This window comes from Microbulbifer regidiadema (SeqCode) (assembly GCF_052467605.1).
Genome location: NZ_CP174316.1, coordinates 2,019,070 through 2,035,354, shown reverse-complemented (window position 1 = coordinate 2,035,354; position 16,285 = coordinate 2,019,070). Strand labels below are relative to the sequence as shown.

The window sequence follows — 16,285 nt, the reverse complement described above, 5'->3', positions numbered from 1 at the left end:
CGCTAACGCCCTGTGGCGGTCGCTGTAGGAATTTACAACAAGCCCGGAATATTTATGACTTTGCTAATTGTCTTGATCGCCGTTGCTCTGGTGCAAATCTGGGGTTCGGGGGCTCCCTTGCACCGAGATGGCTGGTTTAAGCGCTGGAGTGAGCATTTGCAAACCTCCAGCCGCTTAAATGGCAATAGTGGCCTGTTACTTGGCGTGACTATTCTCGTTCCGGTATTGATCTCTGCGATTGTGATGGCGCTGGTGGAGAATACCGCCGGCAGCCTCGGTTATCTGCTGGTGGGGGTGCCGCTGCTGCTCTATTGTCTCGGTCGCGGCAACTTTAACGATATCATCGCGAACTACCTGCGCAATTGGTATAGCGGTGACCTGGACGGTGCCGCCAAAGCGGCGGCGCCGATTCTGCGCGAGTTACACGAGGCGCCCTCCGACGGCACCTGCCTGCATGAACAGGTTTTTCGCGGTGCCGCTTACTGTGCTTTCGAGAGACTCTTCGCCGTATTGTTCTGGTTTATCCTGCTGGGAATTCCCGGGGCGATACTCTTTCGCTTGAGTGCTATGTACGCAGAAAATACCCGGGACTCCTCCGAGGAGACAACGGCGGCGCGCTGGCTGTGGTTGCTGGAGTGGTTGCCGGTCCGGGTGATGGGACTGAGCTTTGCCATTGTGGGCAACTTCGCCGGCTGCTACCGCGCCTGGCGCCGGGTGTTGATGTGTCGCGAGAGCGATACCGACCAGGTGCTTGAGGCCTACCTGGAGGGCGCCCTCGGCGGTATTGATGCCAGCGAGTGCAGCGGCAGCGCCGATCTGTCGCAGCTACAGCGTCAAAGTGGCGCGGAGATCGAGGGGTTGCAGGCGCTGCTATCCAGAGCGCTGCTGCTGTGGATTACCGCTCTGGCACTGGCGGTGCTCTTTATCTGAGCGGCAGCCTGTACAATCGCCCCGGAGTGCCCGATTAAACTCCGGGGGCGATTGTTGAACCTGTCGTCATTTTCAATATTTTCTTTCCTTTCTATCTTGACTTATCTCCCCTATCTGACGAAATTGCGCGCCCATCTGTCGAGCTTCGGTGCTTCGCCGTAGCACTAGAGCAGAGTTAGCCACTGCCTGTGACGACTTATACTCACTGGAGGACCCCGGGTTTGGAAGTTTCGGTATTGGAACCGCATATGTTGTCAGATTTGGCCCGCGCAAATGATAGGGATACCTCTACACAGGTGGCGGGATTGCGGACGTATTTTCGCAGTGGCAGCACGGCGGAAATCAGCTGGCGGCGCAGGCAACTGTCCCAGTTGCGCAAGATGATTGCAGATAATGAGGCACATTTTCTGCGGGCGCTTCACGACGATTTGCGCAAGCCCCACCAAGAGGGCTATCTCACCGAAATCTCCTTTCTCTACAGCGATATCAATCACAGCCTGAAATCCCTGAAAAAGTGGCTGCGCCCGCGCAAGGTCCAATCGCCGCTGCTGGCCCAGCCGGCGAGAAGCTATGTGCAGCCGGAGCCGCTGGGGGTCGTGCTGATTATTGGCGCCTGGAATTATCCGCTGCAATTACTGTTGTCGCCGCTGGTAGCGGCAATTGCCGCCGGCAACTGCGCGGTGGTGAAGCCCTCGGAGTTATCGCCGGCGACCTCCCGCTTAATTGCACAGTTACTGCCCCGTTATCTCGACAGCGACGCCTTTGCCTGTATCGAGGGCGGGGTCGCAGAAACTACGGCGCTACTGGAGCAGCGCTGGGACCATATTATGTACACCGGCGGTAGCCGGGTGGGTAAAATCATTATGGCGGCAGCGGCCAAGCACCTGACCCCGGTGACCCTGGAACTCGGCGGCAAGAGCCCCTGTGTCGTTGCCGACGATGCGGATTTGGCCGTGGCGGCGCGGCGAATTATCTGGGGTAAATTTACCAATGCGGGGCAGACCTGTATCGCCCCGGACTATGTGCTGTGTAGCCGCGAAACCGCCAATCGCCTCACCCCCCTATTGCAGCGGGTACTCTGGGAAATGTTCGGTGAGCACCCGCGAGAATCCGCCGATTATGGGCGCATTATTAACCGCCAGCACACCCTCCGCCTGTCGGATTACCTGGGAGATGGGGAGGTGATATCGGGCGGTGAAGTCGATGTGGATGACTGCTATATGGCGCCGACTCTGATGCGCAACGTCAACCTCTCGGCGGGGGTGATGCAGGAGGAAATTTTTGGTCCGATACTACCCATTATTGAACTCGATGATTTCTCCAACGTGGAGACGTTTATCAACGAGCGCGAAAAACCCCTGGCCCTGTATATATTTACCCGGGACGATGCATTGGCAGACCGCATTCTATCCCGTTGCAGCTCCGGCAATGCCTGCGTTAACGATTGCATGATGTTTATACTGGCCCAGGACCTGCCTTTTGGCGGAGTGGGTGCCAGCGGTATGGGGGCCTATCACGGCGAGCACGGCTTTCGCACCTTCAGCCACTACAAGGCGGTGATGCGGCGCAGAAATATTCTCGATATCAATATACGATATGCACCCTACAGCGACAGGAAAATGAAATTCCTGCGTATGCTCAGCAAATAATCCCCGCATCAATAGGCACACGGTTCTGCTGTGCCTGCTCCGTAGAATACTCGGTGTCAGATCAGCTGGATTATGCCCAACTAGCCGAAAAGGAGACACCGAATGGCGCCCCTGGATCACAGCGAGATACCTACCAGCGAGGATGTATTTAGTGCCGCGCAAAATATTGCGGAACAAATACATCACACCCCGCTGCTGCGCTCTCGACAGCTAAATGAATTGACCGGTGCCAACCTGTGGTTCAAGTGCGAGCACTTGCAGAAGGTGGGCGCGTTTAAAGCGCGGGGCGCCGCCAATGCGCTGTCGCTTCTGCCCGAGGGGATCGAGGAAGTTGCAACCCACTCATCCGGCAACCACGGTGCGGCCCTGGCCTGGGCCGCCGCTCAGCGGGGATTATCTTGCACGGTGGTTATGCCGGAGACTGCACCCAAGGCCAAGCGGGCTGCGGTAGAGGGTTACGGTGCCAAGGTGGTGACTTCGGGCCCCAGTCTGGCCGAGCGCGAATCTACGCTGGCCGCTGTGCTTTTGGAGAGCGGTGCGCACCCAGTTCCGCCCTACGACGATAAACGCATTATTGCCGGGCAGGGCACGGTGGCGATGGAAGTGTTGCAGCAGAGCCGCGAACAGGGTTTTACGCCGGACGTTATGGTGGTGCCGGTGGGCGGCGGCGGTTTGCTCGGCGGTGTGGGGCTGGCCGTGGCGGCACTGGCCCCCGACACCCTGGTGATTGGCGCCGAGCCCGCCGGAGCCGATGACGCCCAGCGCTCACTGCGCGGTGGCGTTCATATCACCACGCAGCAGCCCGATACGATTGCAGATGGCCTGCGCGCCACACTGGGGGATAAAAATTATGCCGTTATTGAGCACACTGTGCGGGATATTGTGACGGTGAGCGAAGCTGGTATCGTCAATGCGATGCAGCTATTGTGGACGCGAACCAAACAGCTGGTAGAGCCGTCGGCGGCGGTGGGCCTCGCTGCAATCATTGAGCACAGCGCGCGCTTCCGCAATAAGAATGTCGTGGTTGTTTTGACCGGTGGAAATATGGACCTGGATAAAGTGGCGCCACTGCTGTCCAGTGAAAAAAAGTAGAAGAGGAAAACTGGGATATGAGTCAATGGTTGAAAAAAAGCGGCCGGGGAGTTGCCGGTTGGATTTGTGCCGCCGCCCTGTCACTGACTGGTGTTAACGCCACTGCTGAGGAACTGACGCTGTCATCCAGCTCACTACAGGCCGGGAAAAAAATGCCCATGGCCCATGTTTACGGCGCTTGTGGCGGTGAGAATCTGTCCCCCCAGTTGAGCTGGAGTGGGGCGCCGGAGGGCACTAAAAGTTTTGCCGTTACCGCTTACGACCCCGACGCACCTACCGGCAGTGGCTGGTGGCACTGGGTGGTATTTAATATTCCGGCGGACACGACCAGCTTACCAGAGGGGGCCGGCGACCTGAAAAACGGCCTGATCCCGGAAGCGGTGCAGGGGCGCAATGATTATGGCAGTCCCGGCTACGGCGGCGCCTGCCCGCCCAAGGGCCACGGGGATCACCGCTATCGTTTTCGTGTCTATGCCCTGAAAGTGGAATCCCTGCCACTGGATGAAGATGCTTCTCCTGCTAAAGTTGGCTTCAATATCAATGCCAATAAATTGGCCGAAGCAGAGCTGCAAGTTGTGTGGGGCCACTGAGTAAATACATCAATCTAATCCCGCTGCACGGTGATCGCTGTTGCAGCGGCTCGGGCTCTGGAGGCCGCGCTTGACCAATTCGCAGAAGCCAATGACATGGGGGCAGGCGCTGGGCGCTTATTTGAAGCCCCGTGTATTCGCCATGTTCTTTCTCGGCTTTTCCGCCGGCCTCCCGCTTCTGCTGGTTTTTTCCACCTTGACCGCCTGGCTGCGGGATTACGGTGTCAGCCGCACGGCCATCGGCTTTTTTGCCTGGGTGGGGATTACCTTTTCCATCAAGGTGCTCTGGGCCCCGATTGTCGATCAGCTGCGCCTGCCGTTCTTTACGGATAAATTGGGCAAGCGCCGGGGCTGGATGCTGGTCTCGCAATTGGGAATAGCGCTTGGCCTGGTGGGAATGGCCAGTGTGAACCCCCAGCTCTCCCTGATGCAGATAGCCCTGCTGGCCCTGTGGGTCGCTTTCTGTTCGGCCTCCCAGGATGTGGCGATTGACGCCTACAAAATTGAGGCTATGGACAATGAGTACCAGGGCGCCATGGCCGCCAATTATGTGTTTGGCTATCGGGTGGCCATGTTGATTGCCGGCGCCGGGTCCCTGTTTATTGCCGATATCTTCAGTTGGTCTGGGGCCTATCTCGCCATGGCCGGATTGATGGGGGTTGGGGTGATTACCACCCTGATTATTGCCGAGCCGGATCACAGCCAAGTCAGCAGGGAGGCCGATGCGCTACAGAGTGAGTGGGCGGAGCGCCTGCTGGGCAAGGGGGAACACAGCCGCCTAAAACGGTGGTTTGTCCGCGCCGTGGCCTGTCCCTTTATCGAATTTTTCCAGCGCAATGGCCGTTTCGCCATCGTTTTACTGGTGTTTATCGGTATCTTTCGTTTAAGTGATATCGCGATGGGGGTGATGGCCAACCCCTTCTATTTGGATCTCGGTTTTACCAAAACAGAGATTGCTGAGATCAGTAAGCTGTTTGGCTTCTTTTGCACCATTATCGGCTCCTTTCTCGGCGGGCTTTTAGTGGTGCGTTACGGCGTTGTGCGCCCGCTGGTACTGGGCTCGGTAATGGTCGCCTGCACTAATCTGCTGTTTGCCCAGCTCGCAGTGATCGGCCCGGATAAGACGTGGCTGGCACTGGTGATCAGCGCGGACAATATCAGCGGCGGGATAGCCAATGCGATACTGATCGCCTTTCTCTCCAGCTTGGCCAATAGGGCCTATACCGCGACTCAGTACGCGCTGTTTAGTTCTCTGATGACCCTGCCGGGTAAATTTATCAGCGGCTTTTCCGGCATAGTGGTGGATGCTCAGGGGTATGCCTATTTCTTTATTTACGCCGCGCTGATGGGGATTCCCGCTATAGTGCTGTCGGTTTATTTCTGGCGGCGCGAACAGCGCGACTGGCCGGGAGAGGCGGTGCAGCCGGGGGCGGGCACTACCTAGGGTTTGCGGGAGCACTTTCCTCTTGGCTGGGGCTCCCCAATCCAATGTCATATCAAAACTCTTCACCGGGCACTTTGCCCGGCTTGTGTCTATGGTGGTTGTAGCGGTGCAACCCACTCCTCCTAGGCTCGCTGTTATAGCTGCTTGTGTGTCTGATAGTTGTTGGGTCGGGTATCACCGGCAAATGATACACAGCGAATAAAAGCGACAAACTATGGCCCACGAAACCATCCGGGAGGCGGTGCTCAATCGGCGTATGCTGATTTGTATCGGCACCGGCTTCTCCTCGGGGATGCCGCTCTTTGTGTTGATACAGCTGGTGCCGGCCTGGCTGCGTACCGAGGGCGTAGACCTGGCCACCATCGGTATCTTTGCACTGCTTGGGCTGCCCTATACGTGGAAATTTATCTGGTCTCCGCTGATGGAGCGCTACGCTTTTCCCGCGCTCGGGCGCCGGCGGGGCTGGATGCTGGTGATGCAGCTGTTGCTGATAGTTTCTATTGGCGCTCTGGGGCTGTTTAAGCCGGAGTTTGATATCGGCACGATAGCCGCGCTCTGTTTTGCCGTCGCTTTTTTTAGTGCCAGTCAGGATATTGTCCTGGACGCTTTCCGCCGGGAGATTTTGCCGGATCAGGAGTTGGGCCTGGGCAACTCTTTTCATGCCAATGCCTATCGGATCTCCGGTCTGGTTCCCGGCTCTCTCAGTTTGATTCTGTCGGATCACCTGGCCTGGGATCAGGTCTTTATTATCACGGCGGCATTTATGTTGATCGCCGTGTTTATGACCTTGCTGGTGGCTGAACCTGAGCACCCCGCCGCTCGGCCCAAATCCCTGCGCGAGGCTATCGCCTTGCCCTTTGTCGAGTTTTTTAATCGCAACGGGGTCAGGCAGGCGCTGCTGGTGCTGGCTTTTATGTTTCTGTACAAACTCGGCGACAGTATGGCCACGGCGCTGGCCACGCCCTATTACCTGGATATGGGTTATTCCAATACCGATATCGGCATAGTGGCAAAAAATGCCGGCTTGTGGCCTGCGGTTATTGGCGGCTTTTTGGGCGGCTTATTGATGGTCAAGATTGGGATTAACAAGTGCCTGTGGATTTTTGGTGTGGTGCAGCTGGTCTCGATTTTCGGATTTATTATTTTATCGGAGGTCAATGGCGAGCTGGTGGGGACACCGGGTTTCGATCCGAGTCTCTGGCTGCTGGCGATAGTGATTGCCTTTGAATATCTCGGGGTGGGCTTGGGCACGGCGGTGTTTATTGCGTTTATTGCCCGCACAACCAGCAAATTGCACACTGCGACCCAGTTCGCCCTGTTTACCGCTCTGACCTCCCTGCCGCGTACCTTTGCCAATGCCTCCACCGGCTATCTGGTGGAGGGGGTGGGCTGGACACATTTTTTTCTGCTGTGTGCGGCGCTGGCGGTGCCGGGAATGATCCTGCTATTTTGGGTCGCGCCCTGGGGAGCAGATGAAGTCGCCTAGTTCTCTGTGCCCGATTACGGTTTCCAGCGGTATCTCCCCATATCGACCCGCCCTTTTAGCAGTGTGATCCCCTCGCTTTCCAGCCTCTCCCGCTGGCGGCTGGCTCCCGGTTCTGGCAGGGAAATACGCCCCTGGGCATTGATCACCCGGTGCCAGGGGAGCTTGGTGCCCTTGGGCAGTTTGCGCAATGTTTGACCCGCCAGTCGCGCAGCTCGTGGGTAGCCGGCCATTTCTGCCAGATCGCCATAGGTGACAACCCGCCCCTCGGGAATGGCTGCGAGGGCCTGGCAGATTCTCTCCAGGGCATTTTGTTTTTCCATCAAAGCTCCAAGTACCGGTAGTATTTGATCGCACTTTTATGCTTTCCGCTCTCACTAATCCGGATTTTTATTCGCTATTTATGGATACTTTACCAGTTTAAAAGGTCATACTCCTGCTGCTACTGAGACCGCGTGCTACATAGTCAGAGTTATGGCATCATGCGGCTTTGCTGTAGTTGCACGACTAGTTGCACCATTCTTACATTTAAATGTCCAAGGTTTCCCTGTGGTTTTACCGATACGACCTCCCAAATTCCTCACTCACACCCTCCTGCTTCTCGCACCTTTGCAGGTTCAGGCCGGTGTGTTGACCCTGGAAAATGGCGATCGCATTCAGGGGGAACTGATTCTTGTAGAAAAGGATCAGGTCACTTGGCAATCGGAGACTTTCGGCGAAGTCCAGGTCGATAAATCCAAAGTGGTATCAATGGATATCGATACCGATATTAAAATTGCCGGTAGAGATGAACCTTGTACCTTAGCGGGTCATCGCCAGGAGCGCTGGGAAGTTTACTGTGCTGAAGGGCGCGGTTGGCTGATTGATTTTCCCGGAATCGAGCGGGCGGAACCCTACACGGCGTTTACCACGAGTCCTGTTTTGCTCCACGGTGATATTACCGCTGGGGGCGTATTCGAGAGCGGTAACCGTGAGCGTGAAGATCTCGATGCCAATATTAATCTGGATATTCGCCATGGGGATTTCCACCACCTGATAGGCTCTATTTATCAGAACCAGGACAGTGAAGAGGACGGCGATCTGGAAAAAATCCAGCTCAACTACGATTTGCGCTGGATATTTTCTGAGAAATGGTTTGCTGTCGCCAACAGTAAACTGGAGCGAGAAGAGGCGCAGAATCTGGACTTGGGCACAACGCTTGGTCTCGGTATGGGTTATCTCTTTTACGATACCAGCAAAACGTCTTTCTCGATGGAAGGCGGCTTGAGCAGCCTGCACGAGAACTTTATCGACGAAGAGTTGAGTGAGGATCAGGACGAGCGCTACGTTGCTGGTCGAATCGCATTAAATTACCGCTACAAGTTTTCCCTCGGTCCGGAAATTTATTTCGATCAGGAAACCCTGCAATCTTTCGACCACAGTAACGACTACGAAGCCAATGCCAAGCTGGGGGTGCGCACACCGCTGGTGGAAGGTGTGCTGATGGAGATCGGCTACGAGTGGCAGTACGACAATACCCCCTCCCTGGAAAGTGAAAAAGAAGATAGCAAAGTCACCGTTGGTGTAGGCTACGAATGGTAGTTTCCCTGCGGGCATGCATTGGGTACGCTTAAGCAGTCATAAACGATAAATCTAAAAAACGAGCGACGACGAGGAGTTCAATATGCAGATCGCTGACAGTATTGTTGCGATTACCGGTGCGGGCCAGGGACTGGGGCGCGCGATGGCCGAGTACCTGGCGGCGAGAGGTGCGCGCCTGGCCCTGATCGATATCAACGAAGAAAGTCTGCAAGACAGCGTGGCTGCCTGTGAAAAGCTCGGTGCAGAGACGCGCAGCTACGGGATCAATGTTGCCGATGAGGAGGCTGTGGATTCCGGCTTTGCAAAAATCGCAGCCGACTTTGGCGGTCTCCAGGTATTGATCAATAACGCCGGTATTATGCGCGATGGCATGTTGCTCAAGTGCAAAGACGGCAAAGTGACCGATCGTATGTCCCTGGCCCAGTGGCAATCGGTGATTGATGTGAATCTCACCGGGGTATTCCTCTGCGGCCGTGCCGCTGCGGGCATTATGGCCGAAAGTGACAAGGGTGGGGTGGTGATCAATATCTCCAGCCTGTCCCGTGCGGGCAATATGGGGCAGACCAACTACTCCGCCAGTAAAGCCGGTGTTGCCGCGATGACGGTAACCTGGGCCCGCGAACTGGCGCGCTACGGCGTGCGTGTTGCGGCGATTGCCCCGGGCTTTATCGGCACCGACATGGTTGCGCAGATGCGCCCGGAGATTCTGGAGAGCCTGGTCAAGCAGGTGCCTTTGCGCAGACTGGGTGAGCAGGATGAGATCGCATCGACCGTTGCGTTTATCCTGGAAAATGATTTTGTCACCGGTCGGGTGATGGATATCGATGGCGGTGCGCGCCTGTAAGCTACAGGCTTAGCGAAGCGTAAAAAAGGGTGAACGCTGTTCACCCTTTTTTTATGCCCGCATTAATTTGAGCCAGAGGGGGCTCAACTCACACGTGTCACGCCGCCGGCGCGGAACTTCGAGTACATCAGTTGCCACAGCTGTAGTGAGCGGGCCCGGAAGGCGCCGGCGTAAGACAATAGGTAGTAGCGCCACATCCTGTAGAAGCGCTGGCCGTAGTGGTCGGCAAAGCGCGGCCAGTGTTCCTCAAAATTTTTGTGCCAGGCCATCAGGGTTCTATCGTAGTCGTAGCCGAAGTTGTGTAGGTCCTCGCACACCAGCAGGTGATCGGCGGCATCCCCCAACTGCCCGATAGAGGGAAGTTCGCCACCGGGAAAAATGTACTTCTCGGTCCACAAGTCGGTGGAAGCACTGCGCTGATTGTTGCCGATGGTGTGCAGCAGCATCAGTCCGTCTTTCTTCAGGCAGCGCTCCGCTGTTTCCATAAAGGTGCGGTAGTTCTTGCGCCCGACATGCTCAAACATTCCCACACTGGCGATGCGGTCGAAGGGTTCCTGGAGTTCGCGGTAATCCTGTAGTGAGACCGTAATGGGCAGCCCCCCATAGCGCTCTGTCACATAGGCCTGCTGTTCGCGGGAAATAGTCACGCCGACGCACTCGACCTGATACTTTTGCGCAGCGTAGCCAATCAGGCTGCCCCAGCCGCAGCCGATATCCAGCAGGCGCATCCCCGGTTTAAGTTCCAGTTTGCGGCAGATCAAGTCCAGTTTGGCTTCCTGGGCCTGATCGAGAGTCTGCGCTTCTTTCCAGTAGCCACAGCTATAGGTGAGGCGACTGTCCAGCATTGTGCTGTAGAACTCATTGCCGAGATCATAGTGTTGCTCGCCAACGTTGAAAGAGCGGTTCTTGCTCTGCAAGTTGATTAAATAGCTGCGCAGGGCGCGCCAGGACTGACGCCAGTTTCGGTAGTCTTGCGGGATTCTAGCACCGAGTAAGCGGTGGAAAAATTGATCGAGATCCTGGGCATCCCAGTCGCCGCGCATATAGCTCTCCCCCAGTCCCAAGCTGTGGCGGGCTATAATCTCATCCTGGGCAGCCTCCCGGTGGAGCTGAAGGTCCCAGGGCCTCTCCCCATTTATTTGAATATCTGCTTTTGCCAAAATATCGCCCAGCAAATGGCGACTGCGGCCGATAGCGGGAACCTCTACCGCATTCTGCTGTTCGCTAGTCATTCAACTCTCCCTTGGTCTCATTATTATTGGGTTGAAGGAGGCGCCCTTGAATAATTTGCCTCCCCGCTCCATTTATTACAGCATATTGAAAAAATGTGATTGTCCCGGCTTTCTGCGAAGCTGGTTAACTAGGAATTCCCCCGATGCGCCCATTACTACTTCTATTTATAGCTCTCCCTGTACTCGAAATGTGGGTATTGATCGCCGTAGGGAGTGAAATTGGCGCCTTACCAACAATCGGCCTGGTTATTTTGACAGCTGTGGCTGGACTGACACTGCTTCGCCGTCAGGGAATCTCTACCCTGCTGCGGGCTCAGGAGAAGATGCGCAGCGGAAATATTCCCGCGAAAGAGATGGTCGAGGGGATATTCCTCGCCGTCGGTGGGGTGCTGTTGCTCACCCCGGGTTTTATTACTGACTTCTTCGGATTTATTTGCCTGATCCCCGGGCTCAGAAACCTGTTGCTCGGTTTTATTCTTCGTCATATCAGTGTGGTGCCCCCTCAGGACTTCACTCAGTCGCCGCAGCAAAAGCGCGGCGATGACATTATCGAGGGGGAGTACTCACGGGATGAAAAGCGCACGGCGGAGGCTAAGCACTCCGTTGAAGACAAGCGTCCCAAGCCCTAATTCGGCTAAAAAGTATACAAAATGCCCGCAGTAAGAATTTGCTGTGCAGTTTTTTTACCTGTTGGTGTTGAAATCCTTATTCCCGCCCTTAGATAGGGTTCAGCTAAGAATTAAGCCCCGCCTCTGGAGAACGGAGAGGGGTGAGGTTACCGGCCCCAAGGGCCAGTACCGCCCATGTTGGAAACCATTAAAACGACTCAATGGAGAACTTATCCATGAAAATTCGTCCTTTACACGACCGCGTCGTAGTACGCCGTAAGGAAGAAGAAGCGATGTCAGCTGGCGGTATCGTGCTGCCAGGCGCTGCCAAAGAAAAGCCGAACCAAGGTGAAGTGGTAGCCGTGGGTGAGGGCAAGCAGCTGGACAATGGCGACGTTCGCGCACTGTCTGTGAAGGTAGGTGACACTGTTGTTTTCGGTCGCTATGCCGACAGCAATACCCTCAAGGTGGAAGGCGAAGAGCTGATCATCATGAGCGAAGGTGATATCTACGGCGTGTTGGAAGGCTAAGACAAGCCTTTAACTTTACTCGCAAAAAGAATTTGAGGAATTAGAATCATGGCAGCTAAAGACGTAATTTTTGGTGATGACGCTCGTCAGAAAATGCTGAAAGGCGTAAACATTCTGGCAGACGCAGTTAAAACTACCCTGGGCCCGAAAGGCCGCAACGTTGTTCTGGACAAGTCCTTCGGCGCTCCTACCGTAACTAAAGACGGTGTTTCCGTAGCGAAAGAAATCGAACTGAAAGACAAGTTCGAAAACATGGGCGCACAGATGGTTAAGGAAGTGGCTTCCAAAGCTTCCGACACCGCTGGTGACGGCACCACCACCGCTACCGTTCTGGCTCAGGCGATCGTAACCGAAGGCCTGAAATCCGTAGCTGCTGGCTTCAACCCGATGGACCTGAAGCGCGGTATCGACAAAGCGGTAACCGCAGCGGTTGACCACATCGCTGGTCTGTCCACGCCTTGCGCCGACACCAAGTCTATCGCTCAGGTAGGTACTATCTCCGCAAACAGCGACGAGAACGTTGGTACTATCATCGCCGAAGCCATGGAAAAAGTGGGTAAAGAAGGCGTTATCACCGTTGAAGAAGGTTCCGGCCTGGAAAACGAGCTGGACGTAGTAGAAGGTATGCAGTTCGATCGCGGCTACCTGTCTCCTTACTTCATCACCAACCAAGAGAACATGACTGCCGAGCTGGACAGCCCGTTCATCCTGCTGGTAGACAAGAAAATCTCCAACATCCGCGACCTGCTGCCGCTGCTGGAGCAAGTAGCTAAAGCTTCCAAGCCGCTGCTGATCATCGCTGAAGACGTAGAAGGCGAAGCGCTGGCAACTCTGGTTGTAAACAGCATGCGCGGCATTGTTAAAGTTGCTGCGGTTAAAGCACCGGGCTTCGGCGATCGTCGCAAGGCTATGCTGCAAGACATCGCTATCCTGACTGGCGGTACTGTAATTTCTGAAGAAGTTGGTCTGGAGCTGGAAGGCACTACTCTGGAGCACCTGGGTACCGCTAAGCGCGTAACCCTGTCGAAAGAAAACACTGTTATCGTTGACGGTGCTGGCGATGTGAAAGACATCGAAGCGCGCGTTGGCCAGATCCGTGCACAGATCGAAGAATCCTCTTCCGACTACGACAAAGAGAAGCTGCAAGAGCGCGTAGCCAAGCTGGCTGGCGGTGTAGCGGTAATCAAAGTTGGCGCCGCGACTGAAGTGGAAATGAAAGAGAAGAAAGCCCGCGTTGAAGACGCCCTGCACGCTACTCGCGCTGCGGTAGAGGAAGGCGTAGTACCTGGCGGTGGTACCGCTCTGGTTCGCGCTACTCAGGCTATCTCTGTAACTGGCGACAACGAAGACCAGAACCACGGCATCGCCGCTGCTCTGCGCGCTATGGAAATGCCGCTGCGTCAAATCGTTTCCAACGCTGGTGACGAAGCTTCCGTAGTTGTTGACAAGATCAAGCAAGGCGAAGGCAACTTCGGTTACAACGCTGCTACTGGTGAGTACGGCGACATGCTGGAAATGGGTATCCTGGACCCGGCTAAAGTAACCCGCTCTGCACTGCAAGCGGCAGCTTCTATCGCTGGTCTGATGATCACCACCGAAGCCATGGTTGCAGAAATCCCGGAAGAAAAGCCGGCTGCTCCTGACATGAGCGGTATGGGTGGCATGGGCGGTATGGGCGGCATGATGTAAGCCGGCCTTAAGCCTATCGAAAAGCCCCGCAATTGCGGGGCTTTTTTTTGCCCTGGGGAAAGTGGTTTACTGGGGGCAGATTTATCCAAGGTGTGAATTGGTGTAGGTGAGAGCACTTAACTGCTGGAACTTGGTGTGATACAGGGCAGCAGCAACATCGAGTGGAGCAGGGCTGGTAAGTGATGGTGAATCTGACTTAAGTTGAAATAACAAATATAGAATGGAATCGGTGCGAAAATATGGATATCTACGAAATGGTTGAGTCGGGGGATCTGCCAGTACCTGAGTGTGCGAAAACTCTGGGATTTGAGTTGATAAGCTATTCACGTGAAAAAATGGAGATGAAAGCCCGATTTTTTGCCAGGGAGTCATTCTTAAACCCTGCGGGAACAATACAGGGTGGGTTTCTATGTGCAATGCTCGACGACGTAATGGGTCCTGCGTTGGTATTTTCCCTGAATATTGGTCAGTTTGCTCCGACACTAGAGCTAAAGACTCAATTTGTTCGCCCAGCTAAAGTGGGGCCAGTTGAGGGTGTTGGCAGAGTTGTATCTAGAGGTGGAACTGTCTGCTTTCTGGAAGGAGAGCTTCTTCAAGAGGGGAAGCTTATTGCGAGGGCAACGGCGACTATTTTGATAAAAGAGAAATTATCGTAATTTCTTGATGGACCCTGTGCTATTTGCGCAGCTGGCAGTCGTCGGAGTGCATCTGAATTACCGCGCTTAAAGGTTAGAAAAATCTGGAATCCCTGAGAAAGATTCCAGATTTTTAGCTGTAAGTGCCGGTCAACTTTGAAATTACTGTAGGATTATTCCAGTATTGCCTGTACCTAATTGGGTTGCGGAAGCGGTTTGGAAGTCATTGAATTGCGTCGTGTCGGCAGTATTCATATCCCCGTTCTGGGTGATAGAAATATTAGATGACATTAGATCCATCTGTAATACCGTCAGCGAATTTTGCGTGCCAGTCTGTACTGCAGTTACGCTGCTGGCGTCTACCAATGTATCTTGCGCTATATCTGCGCTGTTATCCGTGCCTGACTGGGCGATATTAATAAAGCTGTTGCTGATAAGGCCATCCTGTTCAGCATCCGCCATATTATTCGTGCCAACTTGACTGATGGTAATAGTACTGAATGAAACCAAGCCATCTATTTGCGTAATTTGTGCGTTATTGCTGTCTCCAGATTGGCTCACAATAGCGCTGGATGAATCGATCAGGATATTCTGATCGATACTGGCGAAATTCATACTGCCAGCTTGTGTAACCGTGGCCGCTGTTGAAGAAACCTCTTCCTCTTGAACCACTTCAGTATCATTCATATCACCCGTCTGCGAGATAATAATTGAGCTGAGGGAAACCAAATCCGTTTGCTCTACGGTTGCACTATTATCCATGTTGTATTGGTTAATAGCGATAGTGCTGTCGGTAACCTCACTAGTTTGCTCGGCATCGACATCATTATTCATACCGGACTGAACAGTCGTGATGGTACTAAAAGAAACTTCAGTGGTCTGATTTATACTCGCATCATTAGATGAGCCAAGCTGATTGATAACGCTGACTGCTGAAGAAACTATATTGAACTGGTCTATATCTGCGGTGTTGTCATCGCCAAGCTGATTGACGACTATGCTGCTGGAGGAGATCGTAGACACAAGCTGTGCTTGTACATCGTTCATATCACCATCTTGGTTAACGCTGATTAGGCTGGAGTCTATGCTATCGACCTGATCCAGGTCAGCGGTGTTTAATAATCCCACTTGGCTGGAAGTAATAGTGCTGGTCGCAATCTGGTTTTGTTGTCTGGATTCAAAGTTATTATCCTCCCCCGATTGATTCACTATAATGGAGCTATTTTCGATGGTCTCATCCTGCATAGTTTCCGCCGTGTTCAGATCTCCCACTTGAGTCACTAGGGTTTGGCTGAGAGTAACCTCTGTTTCTTGGGTAGAAAGAGCGGCATTTGAGTCGCCGCTCTGGTTTATAGTGATTCCTGAGAACTCTATATCGTCTGACTGAACGGATTCGGCTTCATTCATATCCCCCTGCTGGTTAATCAGTAGGGTACCGTTGTTGGTAATAGCCTCCTGTGCAGAAAGTGCTTCATTATTATCATCAATTTGTATGTGTGTGATCGTGCTGTTGGTAGTGCTGGTTGCCTGTTCAGCCCCTGAGAGATTGCCACTGCCTTCTTGGGTCACAATTATGTAGTTTCCACTAACTGTAGGATCAGACTGGTCAGTTAGGGCCGTGTTTAGGGTGCCCAGCTGGGATATGTCACTGACATTATTGTCTGCGACAGCACCACAGTGTATTGCTGCTAAAATGGCTGCGACCAAAGGCTTGATAACTTTCATTGAAAATTCCTTTTAACTAATGAGTTATTTGGAGGCGCCTTAAATATTCCATTGTGGAAATTTTAAATCTACCATTCCAAGTGCTGATCCAGGTAAAAATGGGGGCAGCAGCGATGGGTTGGTGGCGTGGCTTCCATCTCTAAAGGTTCTCAGGGTGAGATATACTGACGCTAGTTTACAGGTGATAATGAACTGCTGAATATTTAGAGCTATTCTCAAGTCGCTGCGTATAAGCGGGTCAATTACTCTTGGC

The 16,285-nt window shown here is 54.0% G+C and carries 15 protein-coding genes; 12 read left to right on the top strand and 3 right to left on the bottom strand.

What is annotated here, in order from left to right:
- The first annotated feature begins 54 nt into the window (after positions 1-54).
- The 6 genes from ampE to ACJJIF_RS09540 all read left to right on the top strand — a co-directional run bounded on the left by ampE (position 55) and on the right by ACJJIF_RS09540 (position 7,191).
- Positions 55-930, top strand: a complete 876-nt coding sequence (gene ampE / locus ACJJIF_RS09565; protein WP_444931987.1) for a regulatory signaling modulator protein AmpE — start codon at positions 55-57, stop codon at positions 928-930.
- 248 nt (positions 931-1,178) lie between these two features.
- A complete protein-coding gene (locus tag ACJJIF_RS09560) occupies positions 1,179-2,579 on the top strand; it encodes an aldehyde dehydrogenase family protein (protein WP_444931986.1) in 1,401 nt (466 codons plus the stop codon).
- A gap of 102 nt (positions 2,580-2,681) precedes the next feature.
- The gene (locus tag ACJJIF_RS09555) at positions 2,682-3,671 is read left to right on the top strand and encodes a threonine ammonia-lyase (RefSeq protein ID WP_444931985.1); all 990 of its coding nucleotides are present in this window, start codon (positions 2,682-2,684) and stop codon (positions 3,669-3,671) included.
- A gap of 17 nt (positions 3,672-3,688) precedes the next feature.
- Complete coding sequence (locus tag ACJJIF_RS09550; protein ID WP_444931984.1) at positions 3,689-4,261, top strand: YbhB/YbcL family Raf kinase inhibitor-like protein; 573 nt, start codon at positions 3,689-3,691, stop codon at positions 4,259-4,261.
- 70 nt (positions 4,262-4,331) lie between these two features.
- Complete coding sequence (locus tag ACJJIF_RS09545; RefSeq protein ID WP_444931983.1) at positions 4,332-5,705, top strand: AmpG family muropeptide MFS transporter; 1,374 nt, start codon at positions 4,332-4,334, stop codon at positions 5,703-5,705.
- A 214-nt stretch (positions 5,706-5,919) separates the two neighbouring features.
- Positions 5,920-7,191, top strand: coding sequence for an AmpG family muropeptide MFS transporter (locus ACJJIF_RS09540; RefSeq protein ID WP_444931982.1), 1,272 nt, complete (start codon positions 5,920-5,922; stop codon positions 7,189-7,191).
- 14 nt (positions 7,192-7,205) lie between these two features.
- Here ACJJIF_RS09540 and ACJJIF_RS09535 read toward each other — a convergent pair whose 3' ends face one another.
- Positions 7,206-7,511 carry an MGMT family protein gene (locus ACJJIF_RS09535; protein ID WP_444931981.1) on the bottom strand — a complete coding sequence of 102 codons (306 nt, stop codon included), beginning with the start codon at positions 7,509-7,511 and terminating at the stop codon, positions 7,206-7,208.
- Between the two features lie 226 nt (positions 7,512-7,737).
- On the opposite strand from ACJJIF_RS09535, the gene ACJJIF_RS09530 reads away from it, so the two are divergent.
- Together ACJJIF_RS09530 and ACJJIF_RS09525 are read left to right on the top strand one after the other, a co-directional pair.
- The gene (locus ACJJIF_RS09530; RefSeq protein WP_444931980.1) at positions 7,738-8,769 is read left to right on the top strand and encodes a DUF481 domain-containing protein; all 1,032 of its coding nucleotides are present in this window, start codon (positions 7,738-7,740) and stop codon (positions 8,767-8,769) included.
- Positions 8,770-8,851: 82 nt separating this feature from the next.
- Positions 8,852-9,613, top strand: coding sequence for an SDR family oxidoreductase (locus tag ACJJIF_RS09525; protein WP_444931979.1), 762 nt, complete (start codon positions 8,852-8,854; stop codon positions 9,611-9,613).
- An 83-nt stretch (positions 9,614-9,696) separates the two neighbouring features.
- Here ACJJIF_RS09525 and cfa read toward each other — a convergent pair whose 3' ends face one another.
- The gene (gene cfa / locus ACJJIF_RS09520) at positions 9,697-10,845 is read right to left on the bottom strand and encodes a cyclopropane fatty acyl phospholipid synthase (protein WP_444931978.1); all 1,149 of its coding nucleotides are present in this window, start codon (positions 10,843-10,845) and stop codon (positions 9,697-9,699) included.
- A gap of 143 nt (positions 10,846-10,988) precedes the next feature.
- Here cfa and ACJJIF_RS09515 point away from each other — a divergent pair, with 143 nt between their 5' ends.
- From ACJJIF_RS09515 to ACJJIF_RS09500, 4 genes are all read left to right on the top strand, one after another.
- Entirely contained in the window at positions 10,989-11,474 is a 486-nt protein-coding gene (locus ACJJIF_RS09515) for an FxsA family protein (protein WP_444931977.1), read from the top strand.
- Positions 11,475-11,689: 215 nt separating this feature from the next.
- Positions 11,690-11,983 carry a co-chaperone GroES gene (locus ACJJIF_RS09510; protein WP_020412315.1) on the top strand — a complete coding sequence of 98 codons (294 nt, stop codon included), beginning with the start codon at positions 11,690-11,692 and terminating at the stop codon, positions 11,981-11,983.
- A 48-nt stretch (positions 11,984-12,031) separates the two neighbouring features.
- The gene (groL, locus tag ACJJIF_RS09505; RefSeq protein WP_444931976.1) at positions 12,032-13,672 is read left to right on the top strand and encodes a chaperonin GroEL; all 1,641 of its coding nucleotides are present in this window, start codon (positions 12,032-12,034) and stop codon (positions 13,670-13,672) included.
- A 239-nt stretch (positions 13,673-13,911) separates the two neighbouring features.
- A complete protein-coding gene (locus ACJJIF_RS09500; protein ID WP_444931975.1) occupies positions 13,912-14,328 on the top strand; it encodes a PaaI family thioesterase in 417 nt (138 codons plus the stop codon).
- A gap of 141 nt (positions 14,329-14,469) precedes the next feature.
- Here ACJJIF_RS09500 and ACJJIF_RS09495 read toward each other — a convergent pair whose 3' ends face one another.
- Positions 14,470-16,032, bottom strand: coding sequence for a hypothetical protein (locus ACJJIF_RS09495; protein WP_444931974.1), 1,563 nt, complete (start codon positions 16,030-16,032; stop codon positions 14,470-14,472).
- Positions 16,033-16,285: the final 253 nt, after the last annotated feature.

What these genes read in the sequence shown, in the direction of transcription:
- ACJJIF_RS09510 (WP_020412315.1), top strand. Translation starts at nt 11,690, where the DNA reads ATGAAAATTCGTCCTTTACACGACCGCGTCGTAGTACGCCGTAAGGAA.
- ACJJIF_RS09550 (WP_444931984.1), top strand. Translation starts at nt 3,689, where the DNA reads ATGAGTCAATGGTTGAAAAAAAGCGGCCGGGGAGTTGCCGGTTGGATT.
- groL (WP_444931976.1), top strand. Translation starts at nt 12,032, where the DNA reads ATGGCAGCTAAAGACGTAATTTTTGGTGATGACGCTCGTCAGAAAATG.
- ACJJIF_RS09540 (WP_444931982.1), top strand. Translation starts at nt 5,920, where the DNA reads ATGGCCCACGAAACCATCCGGGAGGCGGTGCTCAATCGGCGTATGCTG.
- ACJJIF_RS09500 (WP_444931975.1), top strand. Translation starts at nt 13,912, where the DNA reads ATGGATATCTACGAAATGGTTGAGTCGGGGGATCTGCCAGTACCTGAG.
- ACJJIF_RS09560 (WP_444931986.1), top strand. Translation starts at nt 1,179, where the DNA reads ATGTTGTCAGATTTGGCCCGCGCAAATGATAGGGATACCTCTACACAG.
- ACJJIF_RS09535 (WP_444931981.1), bottom strand. Translation starts at nt 7,511, where the DNA reads ATGGAAAAACAAAATGCCCTGGAGAGAATCTGCCAGGCCCTCGCAGCC.
- ACJJIF_RS09495 (WP_444931974.1), bottom strand. Translation starts at nt 16,032, where the DNA reads ATGAAAGTTATCAAGCCTTTGGTCGCAGCCATTTTAGCAGCAATACAC.
- ACJJIF_RS09555 (WP_444931985.1), top strand. Translation starts at nt 2,682, where the DNA reads ATGGCGCCCCTGGATCACAGCGAGATACCTACCAGCGAGGATGTATTT.
- ACJJIF_RS09515 (WP_444931977.1), top strand. Translation starts at nt 10,989, where the DNA reads ATGCGCCCATTACTACTTCTATTTATAGCTCTCCCTGTACTCGAAATG.
- cfa (WP_444931978.1), bottom strand. Translation starts at nt 10,845, where the DNA reads ATGACTAGCGAACAGCAGAATGCGGTAGAGGTTCCCGCTATCGGCCGC.
- ampE (WP_444931987.1), top strand. Translation starts at nt 55, where the DNA reads ATGACTTTGCTAATTGTCTTGATCGCCGTTGCTCTGGTGCAAATCTGG.
- ACJJIF_RS09525 (WP_444931979.1), top strand. Translation starts at nt 8,852, where the DNA reads ATGCAGATCGCTGACAGTATTGTTGCGATTACCGGTGCGGGCCAGGGA.